Genomic DNA, 14,060 nt, shown 5'->3' with positions numbered 1-14,060 from the left:
TATCAATTTTTTGCCGATGGTAGCTGATTTATTTTATGGGAGCAGGTGTTAACTTTGTATTAATAAAATATATCAGTACTATACCAATAGAAAGTATTAAAGGAAGTATGAAAAGATCCAATCAATTTGAACAAACCGTCAAAATAGCCAAGCCGTTGAGGATGACTGGCTCAATTCTTTTCATGATTCTAATGCTTATGTGGCTTGATGTACTGGAGTTTGAGTATGAAGGATATTATAGTTTATTGGTGATGGCTGTATTGTTAACTTACGTAGTTTGGGCTATGATTTTTTATACTAAGCAACTGAAATCTCAAGATTGAGTTTCACCTATCAGGTATTACTTTCCAGCTTACTTCACTTCCGGCTGCTTCAATTGATACTCATGATCATACAATCCCAACTGACGCTTTTTCCAAACGGCTCCTTCCAAAAACACCGGGTGGGGTAGGTTCACATCCCATTTCCCTAGCTTTTTCAATAAATAGGTGGCCTTGTCAATATGCTGCAGCGCCAAGTCATTTTGCTCGGCAGGGTCTTCAGCGAGGTTGTAGAGCATGGGCATTCTGTCAGGAATACTTACCAGTTTCCAATCCCCTTCTCGGATAGCTCTGCTGATGGTGAATTTCCAGGTCATCTCTCTGTCGGCAAGGGGAGCGCTTTCCCCTGTTAAGTGAGGAATTAAATCAACTCCTGTGAAAATACCCATGTCTGTTTCTGTGTCGCCTGCTAAAGCCAGAAATGTAGGAACGACATCTAGCGAAGTGATTTGCTCCTCGTAGATTAGACCTTTTGGAAGTAAACCCGGTAAATTCATCACAAAAGGAACGTGGATTCCTCCTTCCAGCAAGATCCCTTTTTGTCCCCGGTAAGGAGCATTGATAGAGGCATTGCTGTCAGTTGGACCTCCGTTATCGCTAAAGAATACCACCAAGGTATTTTCTGCTAATCCTTGATCCTCCAGGCTTTGCATGATTTTCCCTACGTTCAGATCCAGCCGGTGAACCATCGCAGCATAGGTGCGGCGCTTTTTATCTTCTATATGTTGGTATAATGCCAAATCTTCCTCTAATGCCTGCATTGGGGTATGAGGTGCGTTGAATGCTGCAAAAAGGAAAAAAGGCTCGTCTTTGTGTCTTTCGATGAAATCCACACTTTCGTTTCCCACATCGTCGGTGATATAAGTGATAGGATCCGGCGTTTTGAAATTGCTTTCCAACGGTTCCTTATAGCCTTTTCCGTTTGGCAGGGACTCAAAATAATCATGACCACCACCTGTGTATCCCCAGAATTCGTCGAAACCTCTTTTCAAGGGGTGGAATTGTGGTTCTTTTCCCAGATGCCATTTTCCGATCAGACCATTGACGTAGCCCAATTTATTTAAGTGATCTGCAATGGTTTTTTGGCTAAGCGGCATCCCATTGTATTCCACATCAAAACCAGGTTCCACCCCAGCTAGATTATTGTCATGACCAAACTCTACCTGATTGATTCCGGTGATAAATCCGGCTCTAGATGGACTGCAAACAGCCGATGAAACGTAGCCCTGGTTGAAAGTGACACCGCTAGCCGCCAATTGGTCTAGATGTGGTGTTTTGATCTGAGTGCTTCCCGTGAACCCCAAATCACCATAGCCTAAATCATCTGCTACAATCAAGACTAAGTTGTAATGGGTCGGTTTTGCCGGATGAGGAAGTGAGTCGATTTCAGCTTGAGCGAAAAATGGGCTCAGAGTAAGGGTGAAGGTGCAGAGTAGGGTTAGAAAGAGTTTCATTATAAGAGTTTCAGGTACTATGAACAAACCCAATGTGCATTCAGCATTGGGTTTTAGGGGTTGATTTTGCTTGCAAAGCTGAATTTAGGATTTTTGCCCTAATGGTGCAATTTTAGTTTTCTTTGTCACAAAGTCAGGGCATTTTTCATCAAATTTTGTAACAAAGTAAAGGCAAATATTATTTGGTTGCTTTTCATCCAAGGAGAATTGGTCAGTATTTTTGGCTTTATTCGGCTCTTCGAGATTTGTAATCTCGACGCTTAAAACATTTGAGCCCTTCATTATTAGATCTGGTTTTCCTAAACTCGGATTTCAAATCCTGAACAGCCGAACCTCAATAGAAAAATTCAGTATTTCGGTGCTGGGAGTTACTTTCATTCCTCTTTTTTGTTTCTTTACGCTCAAATTATTTTGTAGTCAGCCTATCAAACCTATGAGACAGTTACTCCTCAGACCCGGAGCGGAAGAATTATCCTATGAAATTCGTGGAATCGTGAAGAAAGCACGGCAAGTGGAGGCCTTAGGCTATGCCATGACCTGGGAGAATATCGGGGATCCTATCCAGAAGAGCAATCATGTACCGGAGTGGATGAAGGAGATCATCGCTGATCTGATGAAAGACGATAAGACTTATGGGTATGCAGACTCCAAAGGAATGCTGGAAACCCGTCAGTTTCTCGCTGACCTAAACAACGAAAGAGGAGGGACGCAGATCACGGCCGAGGATATTTTGTTCTTCAATGGCTTGGGTGATGCTATCGCAAAACTGTATCAGTTTCTGATTCCTACGGCGCGAATCATTGGGCCTTCTCCTGCTTATAGCACGCACAGTTCTGCGGAGGCTGCCCATGCCAATGCTGCTCCGATTACTTACAAACTAGATCCAGACAATCAATGGCTTCCGGATATGGAGGACTTGTATTTGAAGGTTCGCTATAATCCATCTATAGTCGGAATCTTGATTATCAATCCGGATAATCCTACCGGGATGGTGTATCCTCGGGAGGTTTTGGAGGCTTTTGTGAAAATTGCGGAAGAATTCAACCTGCTCTTGATTACCGATGAGATCTATCAGAATATAACGTACAATGGAATTACGGCTGTTCCCTTAGCTGAGGTGATTGGCGATAGACCTGCGATTTCGCTCAAAGGAATCTCCAAGGAATTCCCTTGGCCTGGATCTAGGTGTGGCTGGATGGAATTCTATAATAGAGAGTCTTCCAAAGAATTCTCAAAACTTTGTCAGACGCTGGAAAATGCCAAGATGATCGAGGTTTGTTCTACCATTTTGCCCCAGCTGGCCATCCCGAAAATCATGAAGCATCCTGCCTATTTAAAGTACCGGGAAGAAGCAAATGCCCAAATCGGAAAGCGTAGTGATTGGATGCGGGAGATCTTAGGAGATATTCCAGGAATCAAATTTAACCCGACCCAAGGTGCTTTTTATAACACCATAGTTTTTGATGAAGGGGTTTTGAAGGAAGATCAGTTTCTGCCGATTGAAGATGAGAATCTAAAAGCCTTGCTGGATTCTTGGTTGAAGGAAAAGGATATGCCTATGGACAAGCGATTTGTGTATAACCTGTTGGCAGCTGAGCAGATCTGCGTAGTGCCGATTTCTTCCTTTTGCTCAGATTTGAGAGGTTTTCGAGTGACCCTTTTGGAGGAAAATGAGGAGGTTTTTAAGGATACGTTTAGGAGACTTGGAAAAGCGATTCAGAGTTATTTGAAGTAGTGAAATGAACTCTCTGAGGGTTCTAAAACCCTCGGAGGGTACCTTCACATTTTCAATGATCTCTCACTTTAAGCTTTGAATCTGGAACAATAAGCTCTTCTTCCATCGGTTCTTGATCAAAGGTTGACAAATCCGGCTGTCCGGCATTCACCCAGGCGGTGAACCAAAAATCAGCGATCATCTTGATGGACTTCCTCATTTGCCGCTCTACTTGGCTGTCCAATGCAAGTGCATAGGCTTCTGTGAATGCTCTAGAGTAAACGCGGACCGTTAGATTATTCCGCTCTTCATAGCTGTATTTTTGATCTGCAGAGAAGTTCTCCGTTAGCTCTTTTTCTATACTCAGTACACTATCCACTTGAGTATGAGCGGCTGCGACAGCATCCCAAAGTGCCTGCTGCGGATCGTCCACATATTCGGCCTGCCCTGCCCAAAGTGGATAATCTTTTGCCTGAAGCTCAGGAACCCTGCTTTCCCAGAAGCCGTGTATCCCGACTTGATCTGTCAGCTGCCCGTTATAATTCACCGTGGTGTGAAGCGGGACATTCAGATCGCCAATGTAGTGCCCCAAGTCTGCGGAAAGCCGCAGGATGGCAGGGGAGTTTTTGTCCTCAAATGCTTTAGTCAGATTGAGGAAAGTAAAATAGGCGGACCAAGGTCCAATTCCATTTTTTCTTAAGCTGTCTTCTGAAAATTTTTCTACGGCTTCATTCCAATATTTGGGAAGGATGCTTAGTGCCGAATCCCCATAAAAATCCAGATCTATGTAATGTTTTTCGGCCTCGCCTTCGACAGCATATCTTCTACGATCTGGATTGACAGCATTCTCAGTAATGTACTGGATCTGAGGTTTGTAAAATGTGATCATTTCTACAGGAAGAGAAAATACAGCTAAGCGATTGATGAGGGAATGGGCGTAAAAACCCCAGTGAGTCGGTTGGTTTCCTAGAAAAATGATAGGAAAAAGACAGATTAGAAAAGTTTTCATTTCTAAAAATAATCAAAATATCCAATGCGTGATAGTAGTGAAAATCGGTATATTTGCCCCTTGAAGGCATGAAATTCCATAGTATTGAATTTAAAAAAGCTGCTAGGCAAAAGGAATGTTTAAAAATCCTTTGGCGGTATTAATAAATTACAATAACTTTGCACTCCGATTTGGAATAGGGATAAGTATAGAAATTCAATTATAAATAAGATATGGCAAATCACAAATCAGCTCTGAAGAGAATTCGTGCTAACGAAGCTAAGCGTTTGAGAAACAGATATCAGGCTAAAACAACAAGAACTTTCATCAAAAGATTGAAAGCATCTACAGACAAGGTAGAGGCATCTGAGCTTTACAAGAAAGTGTCTTCTATGTTGGACAAGTTGGCTAAGAAGAATGTGATTCACAAAAACAACGCAAACAACAAAAAATCAAGATTGGCCAAGTTTGTAGCAACTTTAGGTTAATCCTTACCGATTTTAATTCTCTAAAACCTCGCTTGTCGGGGTTTTTTTTATGCCTGAATGTGAGTAGATTAAGGATTCATTTTTTAGTCAAAGACTATGGATTCTTACTCATCTATCAAGATTTCCCAGCTCGCAGAGGAAGACCGGCCTAGGGAAAAACTTCTGCTCAAAGGCAAGTCCTCACTCACAGATGCCGAATTGATCGCAATATTAATAGGCTCAGGAACTCCATCCGTGAGCGCGGTTGATCTATCGAAGCATATCCTTGCTGCAGTTAATTATGACCTGCGAGCGCTTGCCCGGCTATCTATACAGGATCTGAAAAAATTTAAAGGCATAGGAGAGGCTAAAGCCATTTCCATAATAGCGGCCATGGAGCTTGCCAGACGAAGGAAGGATTCAGAGCCGGTTAGCAAGCCAGTGATCACTTGTTCTCAGGATATCTATGAGTTGATGAAGCCTGAACTTCAGGATGAGCAAATTGAGCATTTCTACCTGATATTACTCACGAGAAGGAATCAAGTGATGAGAAAACATCTGGTGTCTCAGGGAGGTACTGCGGGCACCATAGTAGACGCGAAGATAGTTTTTAAAATTGCCTTGGAGTACTTGGCGCAATCTGTCATTTTGATTCACAACCATCCCAGTGGAAGTCTTCATCCTTCGGACCAGGACATAAAACTCACTGATCGTCTGGTGAAAGTAGGACGAGAGCTAGATTTACCTGTGTTGGATCATTTGATTTTTACAGATGTTGGCTACTTTAGCTTCGCCGATGAGGGCATACTGTGAGTCTATGAAAAACAATACGATTATACTCTTGATGATTTCCGTGGTAGTCCTGGCTGCGGTAGTGTACACCATGACCGGAGGAGAGAGCCCCGAAGACTATATAGAAAAGATTGAAGCTGAGCGGGAAAGGCAGTTTAAATTTATACGGTTCAATTATGAATCACCCCTGACTGAGGAGCAGAAGCAGTCTTTTACTAAGCTGAACTTTTATCCCATAGATCCTGAATATAAAGTCAAGGCCAGGCTGCTTCCCATAGAGGAGAAGAAAATGAGGGAAGTACCGCTCACTGACGGAACCAAGGAAAAGTACTTAGAGCATAGCTGGGCTGAATTCGAATTAAATGGGAAAACGCAGCGGCTGCTGCTGCTTCAAGCGCTGGACGAACCTGATAAACGTAATTTTTTCCTGGCCTTTGCTGATGAGACCAGCGCAGTGGAGACTTATGGCGGGGGGAGATATATCAATGCCCGGCAGGATGGCAAAAACAGTATAACTATAGATTTTAATCTGGCTTACAATCCCTATTGTGCTTACAATCCAGATTATGGCTGTCCGCTTCCGCCCAAGGAGAATTTGCTGGATATCCCTATTCCGGTGGGGGAGAAAAATTACGGGAAATAGCCTTTTTGCCTAGCTCAAATCTCTTAAATTTGTGCGTACTATTCGATAAAATGGGGTTTTCGAACCCCTTTTGTTTATCACGCAGCTCTAGTTTGGTCTGCTTTATTATAGAATACTGATGAAAATCTCAATCAATAGATTAAAAAAATACATTCCTCATACTGAATCTGCAGAAGAAATCGGCGCATTGCTGACCCAATCTGGTTTGGAAGTAGAGGGGATAGAGGAGTTTGTCTCCGTAAAAGGAGGCTTGGAAGGAATTGTGATCGGTGAGGTTTTGACCTGTGAAAAGCATCCCAATGCTGATAAGCTGAGCATTACCACTGTTGATATTGGTACAGGAGTTTCGCCTATTGTATGTGGAGCGCCAAATGTAGCCAAAGGTCAAAAGGTGTTGGTCGCCACGGTGGGCGCTACCCTATATCCTTCAGAGGGTGATTCCTTTCAGATCAAAAAAGCCAAGATCAGAGGAGAGGTTTCGGAAGGAATGATATGCGCGGAGGATGAACTTGGACTTGGATCCAGCCATGCTGGGATTATGGTATTGGATACGGACCTGCCAAATGGTACTCCTGCTTCAGAATTCATTGAGATCGGACAGGATGAGGTGCTGGAAATAGGTTTGACACCAAACCGTGCGGACGCAGCTTCCCATCTGGGAGTTGCCCGTGATTTGAAGGCTCTACTGGGCAAGGATATAGAGATTGAAACCGCTCCTGAGTTGAAGGTGGAGGCTGCCGGTCCAGCTATACAGGTGGAGGTAGAAAATAGCGCAGACTGCCCACGCTATGCAGGAGTGGTGATTACAGACCTGAAAATAGCACCTTCCCCCGCATGGCTACAGAACTTTTTGAAGGCTTTGGATCTGGAGCCCATCAATAATGTGGTAGATATTACCAATTTCATTTTACATGACCTGGGACAGCCGCTGCATGCTTTTGATGCAGATAAGATTTCCGAAGGAAAAATCATTGTAGGCAAACTGCCAAAGGACAGCAAGTTCACCACCTTGGACGAAAAAGAGCGAAAGCTATCCGGGGAAGAATTGATGATCAAAGATCCAAAAGGAGGCTTGTGTATCGCTGGGGTTTTTGGAGGCGAGGGCTCAGGCGTGACGGATAGCACTACTTCGATATTTCTGGAATCGGCTTATTTCTCTCCTGATATTGTGAGAAAGGGCAGCCAGTTTCATGGATTGAAGACGGATGCTTCTTTCCGCTTCGAAAGAGGTACAGATCCCAATATGCCTGTTTACGCGCTGAAAATGGCGGTTAAGCTTCTTCAGGAAATCGCAGGAGGAAAAGTAAGCTCTGAACTGATTGATATTTATCCTGAGCCGGTTCAGGACTTTGTGATAGATGTCAAATACGGACATGTCAACAGGCTGATCGGTAAGAAAATTGAGCCTTCTCAGGTGAAGTCAATTCTGGAGAGTTTGGATATTAAAGTAGAAAATGAAACCGAAGAAGGGTTCACAGCTATAGCTAAGCCTTACCGTGTAGACGTGATCCGGGAGGCAGATATCATAGAGGAGATATTGCGGATCTACGGCTTTCACAATGTAGAACTTGCCGAAAACCTACAGACTAGTTACCTCGCCGAGCATCCGGTCAAAGACCTCAATAAACTTCAGTACAAACTCACAGAATTATTGACGGGCCAGGGATACTATGAGATGATCACCAATAGTCTGACCAAATCCACCTATGCTGAGAAATCAGGTTTCTTGGACCCTAAGGATAGTGTGGTGATCTACAATAAGCTGAGTGAGGATTTGGATGTGATGCGTCAAACCTTATTGTACACGGGGCTGGAGGTTTTGGCCAGAAATATCAATAGACGGCAAACAGATTTGAAATACTTTGAGTTTGGGACCGTTTATCAAAAGACTGAGGAGGGATATGCTGAAGGGAAGAGGCTGGCACTATTCCTAACGGGAAACAGGTCTGCGGAAAGCTGGTTGGAGCCCTCTAAATCCTTTGCCTTTGCGGATATTTACGCTACCGTAGAGGGCATTCTGGAAAAACTGAATGTGCAGGCGGGTGATATCTCAGTGGTAGAGCATGCGCCATTTGCTTATGGCTTGAAAATTATGCTGGGGCAAAAAGAATTGGGGACTATAGGTCTGGTAGATGAGAAAGCCCTGAAGCAAGCTGAAGTTCGGCAGGAAGTTTTCTATGCCGAGTTGAACTGGGATTTGCTTTGCAAAAAAGCTTCCGGTCTGAAAAAGTATGAGGAAATTTCGAAATTTCCGGAGGTACGCAGGGATCTTTCGCTGGTAATAGATAAAAAAATAGCCTATGATCAGGTGAAAACTGTAGCCAATAAGGCTGGAGGGAAGTTACTGAAGCGGGTAGGGGTATTTGATGTCTACCAAGGGGATAAGATCGAAGCTGGCAAAAAAGCCTATGCCTTAAGTTTTCACCTGCAGGATCAGGAAAAAACTTTGACGGATAAGGTAATTGACAAAACTATGAGTAAATTGATTCAAGCCTTTGAGAAAGAGGTAGGTGCTTTGATAAGAACATAGAAATGATTCAAGAGGAACTGCAAAAATTAGAGAAACTGGCCCAGAGTGCTAGTCAGAGATTGCTGGAATTGAATGAGGAGAACCAGCAATTGAAGCAAAAATTAGCTGAAGTAAATCTTACTTTGGGTAAAAAAGAGCAGGAAATCGAACATTTTAAAAATAAAATTAAAATTAGTAACATTGTGGACAACCGACCGGTAAGCCCGGAAGAGTCTGCTGAAATGAGTGACTTAATCAATAATTATATACAAGAGATCGACCATTTGATCACATACTTATCCGAGTGATATGGATACACTAGCTATACGTTTGAAAATTGGGGCGAGAGAATACCCTATGCGAGTGAAGCTCGAAGACGAAGCCAAGATCCGGCATGCGGGTAAGTTGATTAATGAAAAATTGAGAAAGTATAAAGAGGAGTTTGGACTGGATGATAATCAGGATTTGCTGGCGATGGTAGCCTTTGACTGCATGGTGGAGTCACTGGAAACCAATGCTGTAAACGCAGAGGATTCTGAGCACATCAAATCCACGATTTCTCATATCAATTCTATGCTTTCTAAGAGTTTGTAACCTATTGTTGCCCACACATTCAGAAGATTTTTTTAGGCTTCCCCGGTTCAATTATATCCAAAAAAACCTATGGGAGACATACTATATATTGTCCTCGCAGCCCTGGTAGGGACTGGTGCAGGAGCGGCTATTGCCGGCGCATTGATCAAAAATAAAAACGCTAAACTGGAGGAGGAAACCCGCGACAAGGTGAAATCCATGCTTCGGGAAGCAGAAATCAATGCCGAATCAATCAAAAAGGATAAAATCCTAGAAGCCAAAGAGAAATACCTTAAGCTCAAGGCGGATTTTGACGAAGAGGTGAGTAATAAAAAGAATATTATCATCACCAATGAAAACAAAGTCAAGCAGCGCGAGCAGCAGCTAGCTAAAGAAATGCAGCAAGTGAAGCGAAAGGAAGCAGAACTTGACAGTAAGAAAGAAAACCTCGATGCGCAGCTGCATGCGATGAAAGTGAAAAGGGAGGAGCTAGACCGGGTGACCAACCAGCGAATAGCTGACCTGGAAAAAGTAGCCAACCTTACCCGTGAAGAAGCCCGTGAGCAATTGGTAACCATGCTGACCGAAGAAGCACAATCCAAAGCATCTTCGCAGATCAAGGATATTCTGGACGAAGCCAAACTTTCGGCCACTAAGCAGGCAAAGAAGATTGTACTGGACACCATACAGCGTACAGCCACCGAGCATGCGGTAGAAAACTGCGTGTCTGTATTTAACATCGACAGTGACGATATCAAAGGGAAAATCATTGGTAGAGAAGGTAGAAACATTCGAGCGCTGGAAGCGGCCACTGGGGTGGAAATCGTGGTAGATGATACCCCTGAGGCAATCATCATTTCTGGATTTGACCCGGTAAGAAGGGAAGTGGCTAGGCTATCTCTACACAGATTGGTGCAGGATGGGCGTATCCACCCGGCCAGAATCGAAGAGGTAGTGGCCAAAACCGAGAAAAACATAGATGAGGAGATCGTAGAGATAGGCGAAAGAACCTGTATAGATCTAGGAATTCATGGTCTGCACCCTGAATTGATCAGAATGGTGGGGCGTATGAGATTCAGGTCTTCGTATGGTCAAAACCTTTTGCAACACTCCAGAGAAGTGGCAAAACTCTCAGCTACCATGGCTGCAGAAATGGGCTTAAATGCCAAGATGGCCAAGCGGGCCGGCTTGCTTCATGATATTGGTAAGGTGTGGCCCGAGGAGCAGGAACTTCCTCACGCTATCCTGGGTATGGAGCTGGCTAAGCGATACAAGGAACATCCTGAAATCTGCAATGCCATAGGAGCTCACCATGACGAAATCGAGATGACCTCCATGATCTCGCCTATAGTTCAGGCTTCTGATGCGATTTCTGGTGCCAGACCGGGCGCAAGAAGGGAAGTGATGGACAGCTACATTAAGCGTCTCAAGGAGCTGGAAGAGCTAGCATTGAGCTTTGAAGGTGTGAACAAATGCTTTGCAATGCAGGCTGGGCGAGAACTTCGCGTCTTGGTAGATGCGGATCATGTGGATGACTCCACTGCAGGAAACCTTTCCTTTGATATTTCTCAGAAAATCGAGAAGGAAATGCAGTATCCGGGACAAATCAAAATCACCGTTATTCGTGAGATGCGTGCGGTGAATTACGCGAGATAGAAATAGGCTTGAAGACAAGAACCAAAAGGCCGATGTAGGGTGAGAATCATCTAACTACTCCAGGTATTTGGCTATATTTAGGCTATTAAAATAACGGCAGTTACTGATTGGTAGCTGCCTTTTTTATTCAAAAACTATGATGCCTTTGTATAGAAAGAACAGTCTGGCAAGTTTGATCGAGGAACTTCGAATATTGTTTGGGAAAACCCGCCTGACAAAGCTGGAAATGCAGATTCTTGAGCAGGAATTTCCGTACTATGCCAGGCTTTCAGAAAAGCATAAAAAGGAATTCAGAGACAAGCTAGAAGTAATTCTTACCACCAAGTCTTTTATGGGAAGAGGGGGACTGAAAATTGTCACTTCTGAAATGAAAATCCTGATCGGAGCCACCATAGTGATGGTTACTTTCGGATGGAAAGACCTTCGGCTGCCTCATTTTAGCAAGATTCTAATTTACCCTGATACTTATTACAGTACGATATCCAGACAGTATCACAGGGGTGAAGTGAATCCAAGGTATGGGATAATAGTGATGTCTTGGAATTGTTTTTTAAATGGAATGGAAAACCAGAAGGATGAAGTGAATCTAGGTATACATGAAGTAGCCCATGCCCTCAAACTGGAAAATCAGATTTACTACAACGACGAATGTGAATTCTTCAACCCCGAGGTTTATCGATCTTTTCAAGTGCTTGCCAGTGAAGAAATCCAAAAGATTAAAGCTGGAGACCAAACCGTTTTCAGGTCAAATGGTGGAATAGATCATGATGAGTTTTTTGCGGTAGGATTGGAGACTTTCTTTGAAAAACCCCACGAGTTTTTTGAGTATAATCCTGAACTGTATGGGACATTGGTGAGATTAATGCGACAGGATCCTAGGGTTTGGGTTCAAGCAAGTGTCAGATAGGTGAAGTCATTGGTGTGTCTGAAGACAAAGGCATTGTCCTATCTAGATAATTTGGGAAAAATAATTATTAGTTTTTCATAAGTAGCTGGGCAATAGTTATTTGTGTTGTTTGCTGATATTCACTAAATTCACCACACAAACTAGTAGTTACAGCAAACCCATTTATTGCTATGTATATTTATCTGTATGTTTTTTTTGTTTCTATATTTAATTCAGACCCTGATTTGATTTTAGGGAAATGGAAAATAGTAGAACTTGAAGCAATAGAATCTATCCGAAATTCTGATGGATACCTATTAGCTGATTTTGAAACACAGTCTTTAGCTGATCAAAAATTTCAATTAGCCCTTGACAGTACTACTTATGAATTCAAAAGAGATACTTTGTATTATACTGATATAGATGGTTTGAGTATAGTTCATAGAAGGGCTATATGGAAATTAATTGGAGACACCATATTTGTAAAGGAGATAGACAGGGTTTATCTAAGAAAATATTTTCTAAGGAATGTGAATCAGGATTCTTTGATTTTCAGTTCAATTTTTAATGGTAAAGTGGCGAAAAAGCGATACCTATTTGCCAGAGATGAAAATTGAGAAAGATGTTGTAAATCAAAATGTTCAAAAGGTTACCCATGCCCTAAAACCCGAGAAATAGATTTACTACAAAGAGGGTTGTAAATCCTTCAATTCTGAGATTTTCAGAGCAAGAGCAGTTTTTTTTAGATTATGAGTATTTGCTGTTGCCTTGGAGACATTCTTTGAAAAAACCCAAGAACTTTTTTCACAAAAGAATATACTTTGGGAGTTTAGAAAAGTAATAATGTGTCAAGACATGAGAATTTCACTTAAGTATATTGGAGTCGTATTACTGGTTTTAATAGGTTTAGAGTCCTGTAGTAGCAGGGAAAATAAGCTAGAGGAATCATCTCCTGAGTTGGATGAGGAGACGTATGCAAATCCATTGGCTGTGGCATTTGGCGATCCCTTTATATTGAATGATGGGGATGGGAAGTACTATATGTACGGAACAGGTGGTGGAGCAAAGGATGGCTTCGCGGCTTATTCCTCAGCTAATCTGGTTGATTGGAAATTTGAAGGACAGGTCTATCAGGGCAACACGGAAGACAGCTGGGCAAGCAAATTCTTCTGGGCGCCGGAAGTTTACAAAATTGAGGGGAAATATTACATGTTTTTCAGTGCCCAGTGGAAAGTCAATCCAACCAACGAAGAGGAGAATTTCATGATTGGTGTGGCTGAATCAGATAGTCCGACTGGACCTTTTACCGAGATGTACGACAAGCCTGTTTTTGATCCTGGCTATCCGATTATTGATGCGAATGTCTATTGGGAAAATGGGAAATATTACCTCTATTATTCAAGAGCATGCTATAAGCATCCTGTTGAAAGCGAAGTAGCAGACTGGGCGAAAGAGAAAGGCTGGTATGAGGAGATAGAAGAGAGCTGGGTGTACGGAGTTGAGCTGAAGCCTGATTTCTCGGGAGTAATCGGCGAGCCAGTGCTTTGCCTGCGTCCTCCTGTGAAAATGGATGATGCCCAAGCTGAGTGGGAAAGTAGATCGGTCACCAAGCAGGAAATCAATAGAAGATGGACAGAAGGATCTGTGATCTTCAAACATGAGGACATCTACTACATGATGTATTCGAGCAACTATTACGCAGGAGAAAATTATGCTGTTGGGTATGCAACTTCCAAGAGTCCATTAGGTCCTTTTACCAAAGCGGAAAACAATCCTGTTTTGGAACTCAACACGCACAAAGGCGGGGAGGTGACTGGTACTGGTCACAATAACATTGTTTTCATGGATAATGGAGACATGTATTGTGTTTATCATGGTCGTACCATGGAATCCAGACAGGAGCGCGTTGTGTTTCTCGATAAAATGGAAATCAAATCTGACGGCACTTTGGTGGTCCATGGGCCGACGACTACACCGCAGGCTATGCCCCTTTAAGGATTGCTAATTAATAGAAAGGGAAAGCACAAGTTATGCTTTTCCTTTCTTCTTTATAAAAAC

At 42.8% G+C, this 14,060-nt stretch carries 15 protein-coding genes; 12 read left to right on the top strand and 3 right to left on the bottom strand.

Annotation, left to right across the window (positions count from 1 at the left end):
• Positions 1-35 precede the first annotated feature (35 nt).
• Positions 36-323, top strand: coding sequence for a hypothetical protein (locus PBT90_RS14250; RefSeq protein WP_264811260.1), 288 nt, complete (start codon positions 36-38; stop codon positions 321-323).
• A 29-nt stretch (positions 324-352) separates the two neighbouring features.
• Here PBT90_RS14250 and PBT90_RS14245 read toward each other — a convergent pair whose 3' ends face one another.
• Positions 353-1,774 carry a sulfatase-like hydrolase/transferase gene (locus PBT90_RS14245; RefSeq protein WP_270129767.1) on the bottom strand — a complete coding sequence of 474 codons (1,422 nt, stop codon included), beginning with the start codon at positions 1,772-1,774 and terminating at the stop codon, positions 353-355.
• A gap of 84 nt (positions 1,775-1,858) precedes the next feature.
• Positions 1,859-2,056: a hypothetical protein gene (locus PBT90_RS14240; RefSeq protein WP_270129766.1), complete on the bottom strand. Its 198-nt coding sequence runs from the start codon at positions 2,054-2,056 to the stop codon at positions 1,859-1,861.
• Between the two features lie 151 nt (positions 2,057-2,207).
• Here PBT90_RS14240 and PBT90_RS14235 point away from each other — a divergent pair, with 151 nt between their 5' ends.
• Positions 2,208-3,509, top strand: a complete 1,302-nt coding sequence (locus PBT90_RS14235; protein WP_264811258.1) for a pyridoxal phosphate-dependent aminotransferase — start codon at positions 2,208-2,210, stop codon at positions 3,507-3,509.
• A 52-nt stretch (positions 3,510-3,561) separates the two neighbouring features.
• Here PBT90_RS14235 and PBT90_RS14230 read toward each other — a convergent pair whose 3' ends face one another.
• Positions 3,562-4,497: a zinc dependent phospholipase C family protein gene (locus tag PBT90_RS14230; protein ID WP_264811257.1), complete on the bottom strand. Its 936-nt coding sequence runs from the start codon at positions 4,495-4,497 to the stop codon at positions 3,562-3,564.
• A gap of 212 nt (positions 4,498-4,709) precedes the next feature.
• Between PBT90_RS14230 and rpsT the strand changes: the two genes are divergently transcribed.
• The 10 genes from rpsT to PBT90_RS14180 all read left to right on the top strand — a co-directional run bounded on the left by rpsT (position 4,710) and on the right by PBT90_RS14180 (position 13,997).
• Complete coding sequence (gene rpsT / locus PBT90_RS14225) at positions 4,710-4,964, top strand: 30S ribosomal protein S20 (RefSeq protein WP_264811256.1); 255 nt, start codon at positions 4,710-4,712, stop codon at positions 4,962-4,964.
• A 96-nt stretch (positions 4,965-5,060) separates the two neighbouring features.
• On the top strand, positions 5,061-5,756 hold the full coding sequence (gene radC / locus PBT90_RS14220) for a RadC family protein (RefSeq protein ID WP_264811255.1): 696 nt from the start codon (positions 5,061-5,063) through the stop codon (positions 5,754-5,756).
• A gap of 4 nt (positions 5,757-5,760) precedes the next feature.
• Positions 5,761-6,378: a DUF1684 domain-containing protein gene (locus PBT90_RS14215; protein WP_264811254.1), complete on the top strand. Its 618-nt coding sequence runs from the start codon at positions 5,761-5,763 to the stop codon at positions 6,376-6,378.
• Positions 6,379-6,496: 118 nt separating this feature from the next.
• A complete protein-coding gene (gene pheT / locus PBT90_RS14210; protein WP_270129764.1) occupies positions 6,497-8,908 on the top strand; it encodes a phenylalanine--tRNA ligase subunit beta in 2,412 nt (803 codons plus the stop codon).
• A 2-nt stretch (positions 8,909-8,910) separates the two neighbouring features.
• Positions 8,911-9,195 (top strand): hypothetical protein, encoded by a 285-nt coding sequence (locus PBT90_RS14205; protein WP_264811252.1) that lies wholly within the window; start codon positions 8,911-8,913, stop codon positions 9,193-9,195.
• A gap of 1 nt (position 9,196) precedes the next feature.
• The gene (locus tag PBT90_RS14200) at positions 9,197-9,481 is read left to right on the top strand and encodes a cell division protein ZapA (protein WP_264811251.1); all 285 of its coding nucleotides are present in this window, start codon (positions 9,197-9,199) and stop codon (positions 9,479-9,481) included.
• Positions 9,482-9,550: 69 nt separating this feature from the next.
• Positions 9,551-11,116, top strand: coding sequence for a ribonuclease Y (rny, locus tag PBT90_RS14195; protein ID WP_264811250.1), 1,566 nt, complete (start codon positions 9,551-9,553; stop codon positions 11,114-11,116).
• Positions 11,117-11,252: 136 nt separating this feature from the next.
• Entirely contained in the window at positions 11,253-12,023 is a 771-nt protein-coding gene (locus PBT90_RS14190; protein WP_264811249.1) for a zinc-dependent peptidase, read from the top strand.
• Positions 12,024-12,193: 170 nt separating this feature from the next.
• Positions 12,194-12,619, top strand: coding sequence for a hypothetical protein (locus PBT90_RS14185; protein WP_264811248.1), 426 nt, complete (start codon positions 12,194-12,196; stop codon positions 12,617-12,619).
• Positions 12,620-12,857: 238 nt separating this feature from the next.
• A complete protein-coding gene (locus PBT90_RS14180) occupies positions 12,858-13,997 on the top strand; it encodes a glycoside hydrolase family 43 protein (protein ID WP_264811247.1) in 1,140 nt (379 codons plus the stop codon).
• Positions 13,998-14,060 lie beyond the last annotated feature (63 nt).

This window comes from Algoriphagus sp. TR-M9, assembly GCF_027594545.1.
Lineage (GTDB): Bacteria > Bacteroidota > Bacteroidia > Cytophagales > Cyclobacteriaceae > Algoriphagus > Algoriphagus halophytocola.
This window is presented reverse-complemented; position numbering and strand designations above follow the sequence as displayed.

Excerpts from the sequence above, each read along its gene's own strand:
- PBT90_RS14250 (WP_264811260.1), top strand. The coding sequence starts at position 36 with ATGGGAGCAGGTGTTAACTTTGTATTAATAAAATATATCAGTACTATA.
- PBT90_RS14245 (WP_270129767.1), bottom strand. The coding sequence starts at position 1,774 with ATGAAACTCTTTCTAACCCTACTCTGCACCTTCACCCTTACTCTGAGC.
- PBT90_RS14240 (WP_270129766.1), bottom strand. The coding sequence starts at position 2,056 with ATGAAGGGCTCAAATGTTTTAAGCGTCGAGATTACAAATCTCGAAGAG.
- PBT90_RS14235 (WP_264811258.1), top strand. The coding sequence starts at position 2,208 with ATGAGACAGTTACTCCTCAGACCCGGAGCGGAAGAATTATCCTATGAA.
- PBT90_RS14230 (WP_264811257.1), bottom strand. The coding sequence starts at position 4,497 with ATGAAAACTTTTCTAATCTGTCTTTTTCCTATCATTTTTCTAGGAAAC.
- rpsT (WP_264811256.1), top strand. The coding sequence starts at position 4,710 with ATGGCAAATCACAAATCAGCTCTGAAGAGAATTCGTGCTAACGAAGCT.
- radC (WP_264811255.1), top strand. The coding sequence starts at position 5,061 with ATGGATTCTTACTCATCTATCAAGATTTCCCAGCTCGCAGAGGAAGAC.
- PBT90_RS14215 (WP_264811254.1), top strand. The coding sequence starts at position 5,761 with ATGAAAAACAATACGATTATACTCTTGATGATTTCCGTGGTAGTCCTG.
- pheT (WP_270129764.1), top strand. The coding sequence starts at position 6,497 with ATGAAAATCTCAATCAATAGATTAAAAAAATACATTCCTCATACTGAA.
- PBT90_RS14205 (WP_264811252.1), top strand. The coding sequence starts at position 8,911 with ATGATTCAAGAGGAACTGCAAAAATTAGAGAAACTGGCCCAGAGTGCT.
- PBT90_RS14200 (WP_264811251.1), top strand. The coding sequence starts at position 9,197 with ATGGATACACTAGCTATACGTTTGAAAATTGGGGCGAGAGAATACCCT.
- rny (WP_264811250.1), top strand. The coding sequence starts at position 9,551 with ATGGGAGACATACTATATATTGTCCTCGCAGCCCTGGTAGGGACTGGT.
- PBT90_RS14190 (WP_264811249.1), top strand. The coding sequence starts at position 11,253 with ATGATGCCTTTGTATAGAAAGAACAGTCTGGCAAGTTTGATCGAGGAA.
- PBT90_RS14185 (WP_264811248.1), top strand. The coding sequence starts at position 12,194 with ATGTATATTTATCTGTATGTTTTTTTTGTTTCTATATTTAATTCAGAC.
- PBT90_RS14180 (WP_264811247.1), top strand. The coding sequence starts at position 12,858 with ATGAGAATTTCACTTAAGTATATTGGAGTCGTATTACTGGTTTTAATA.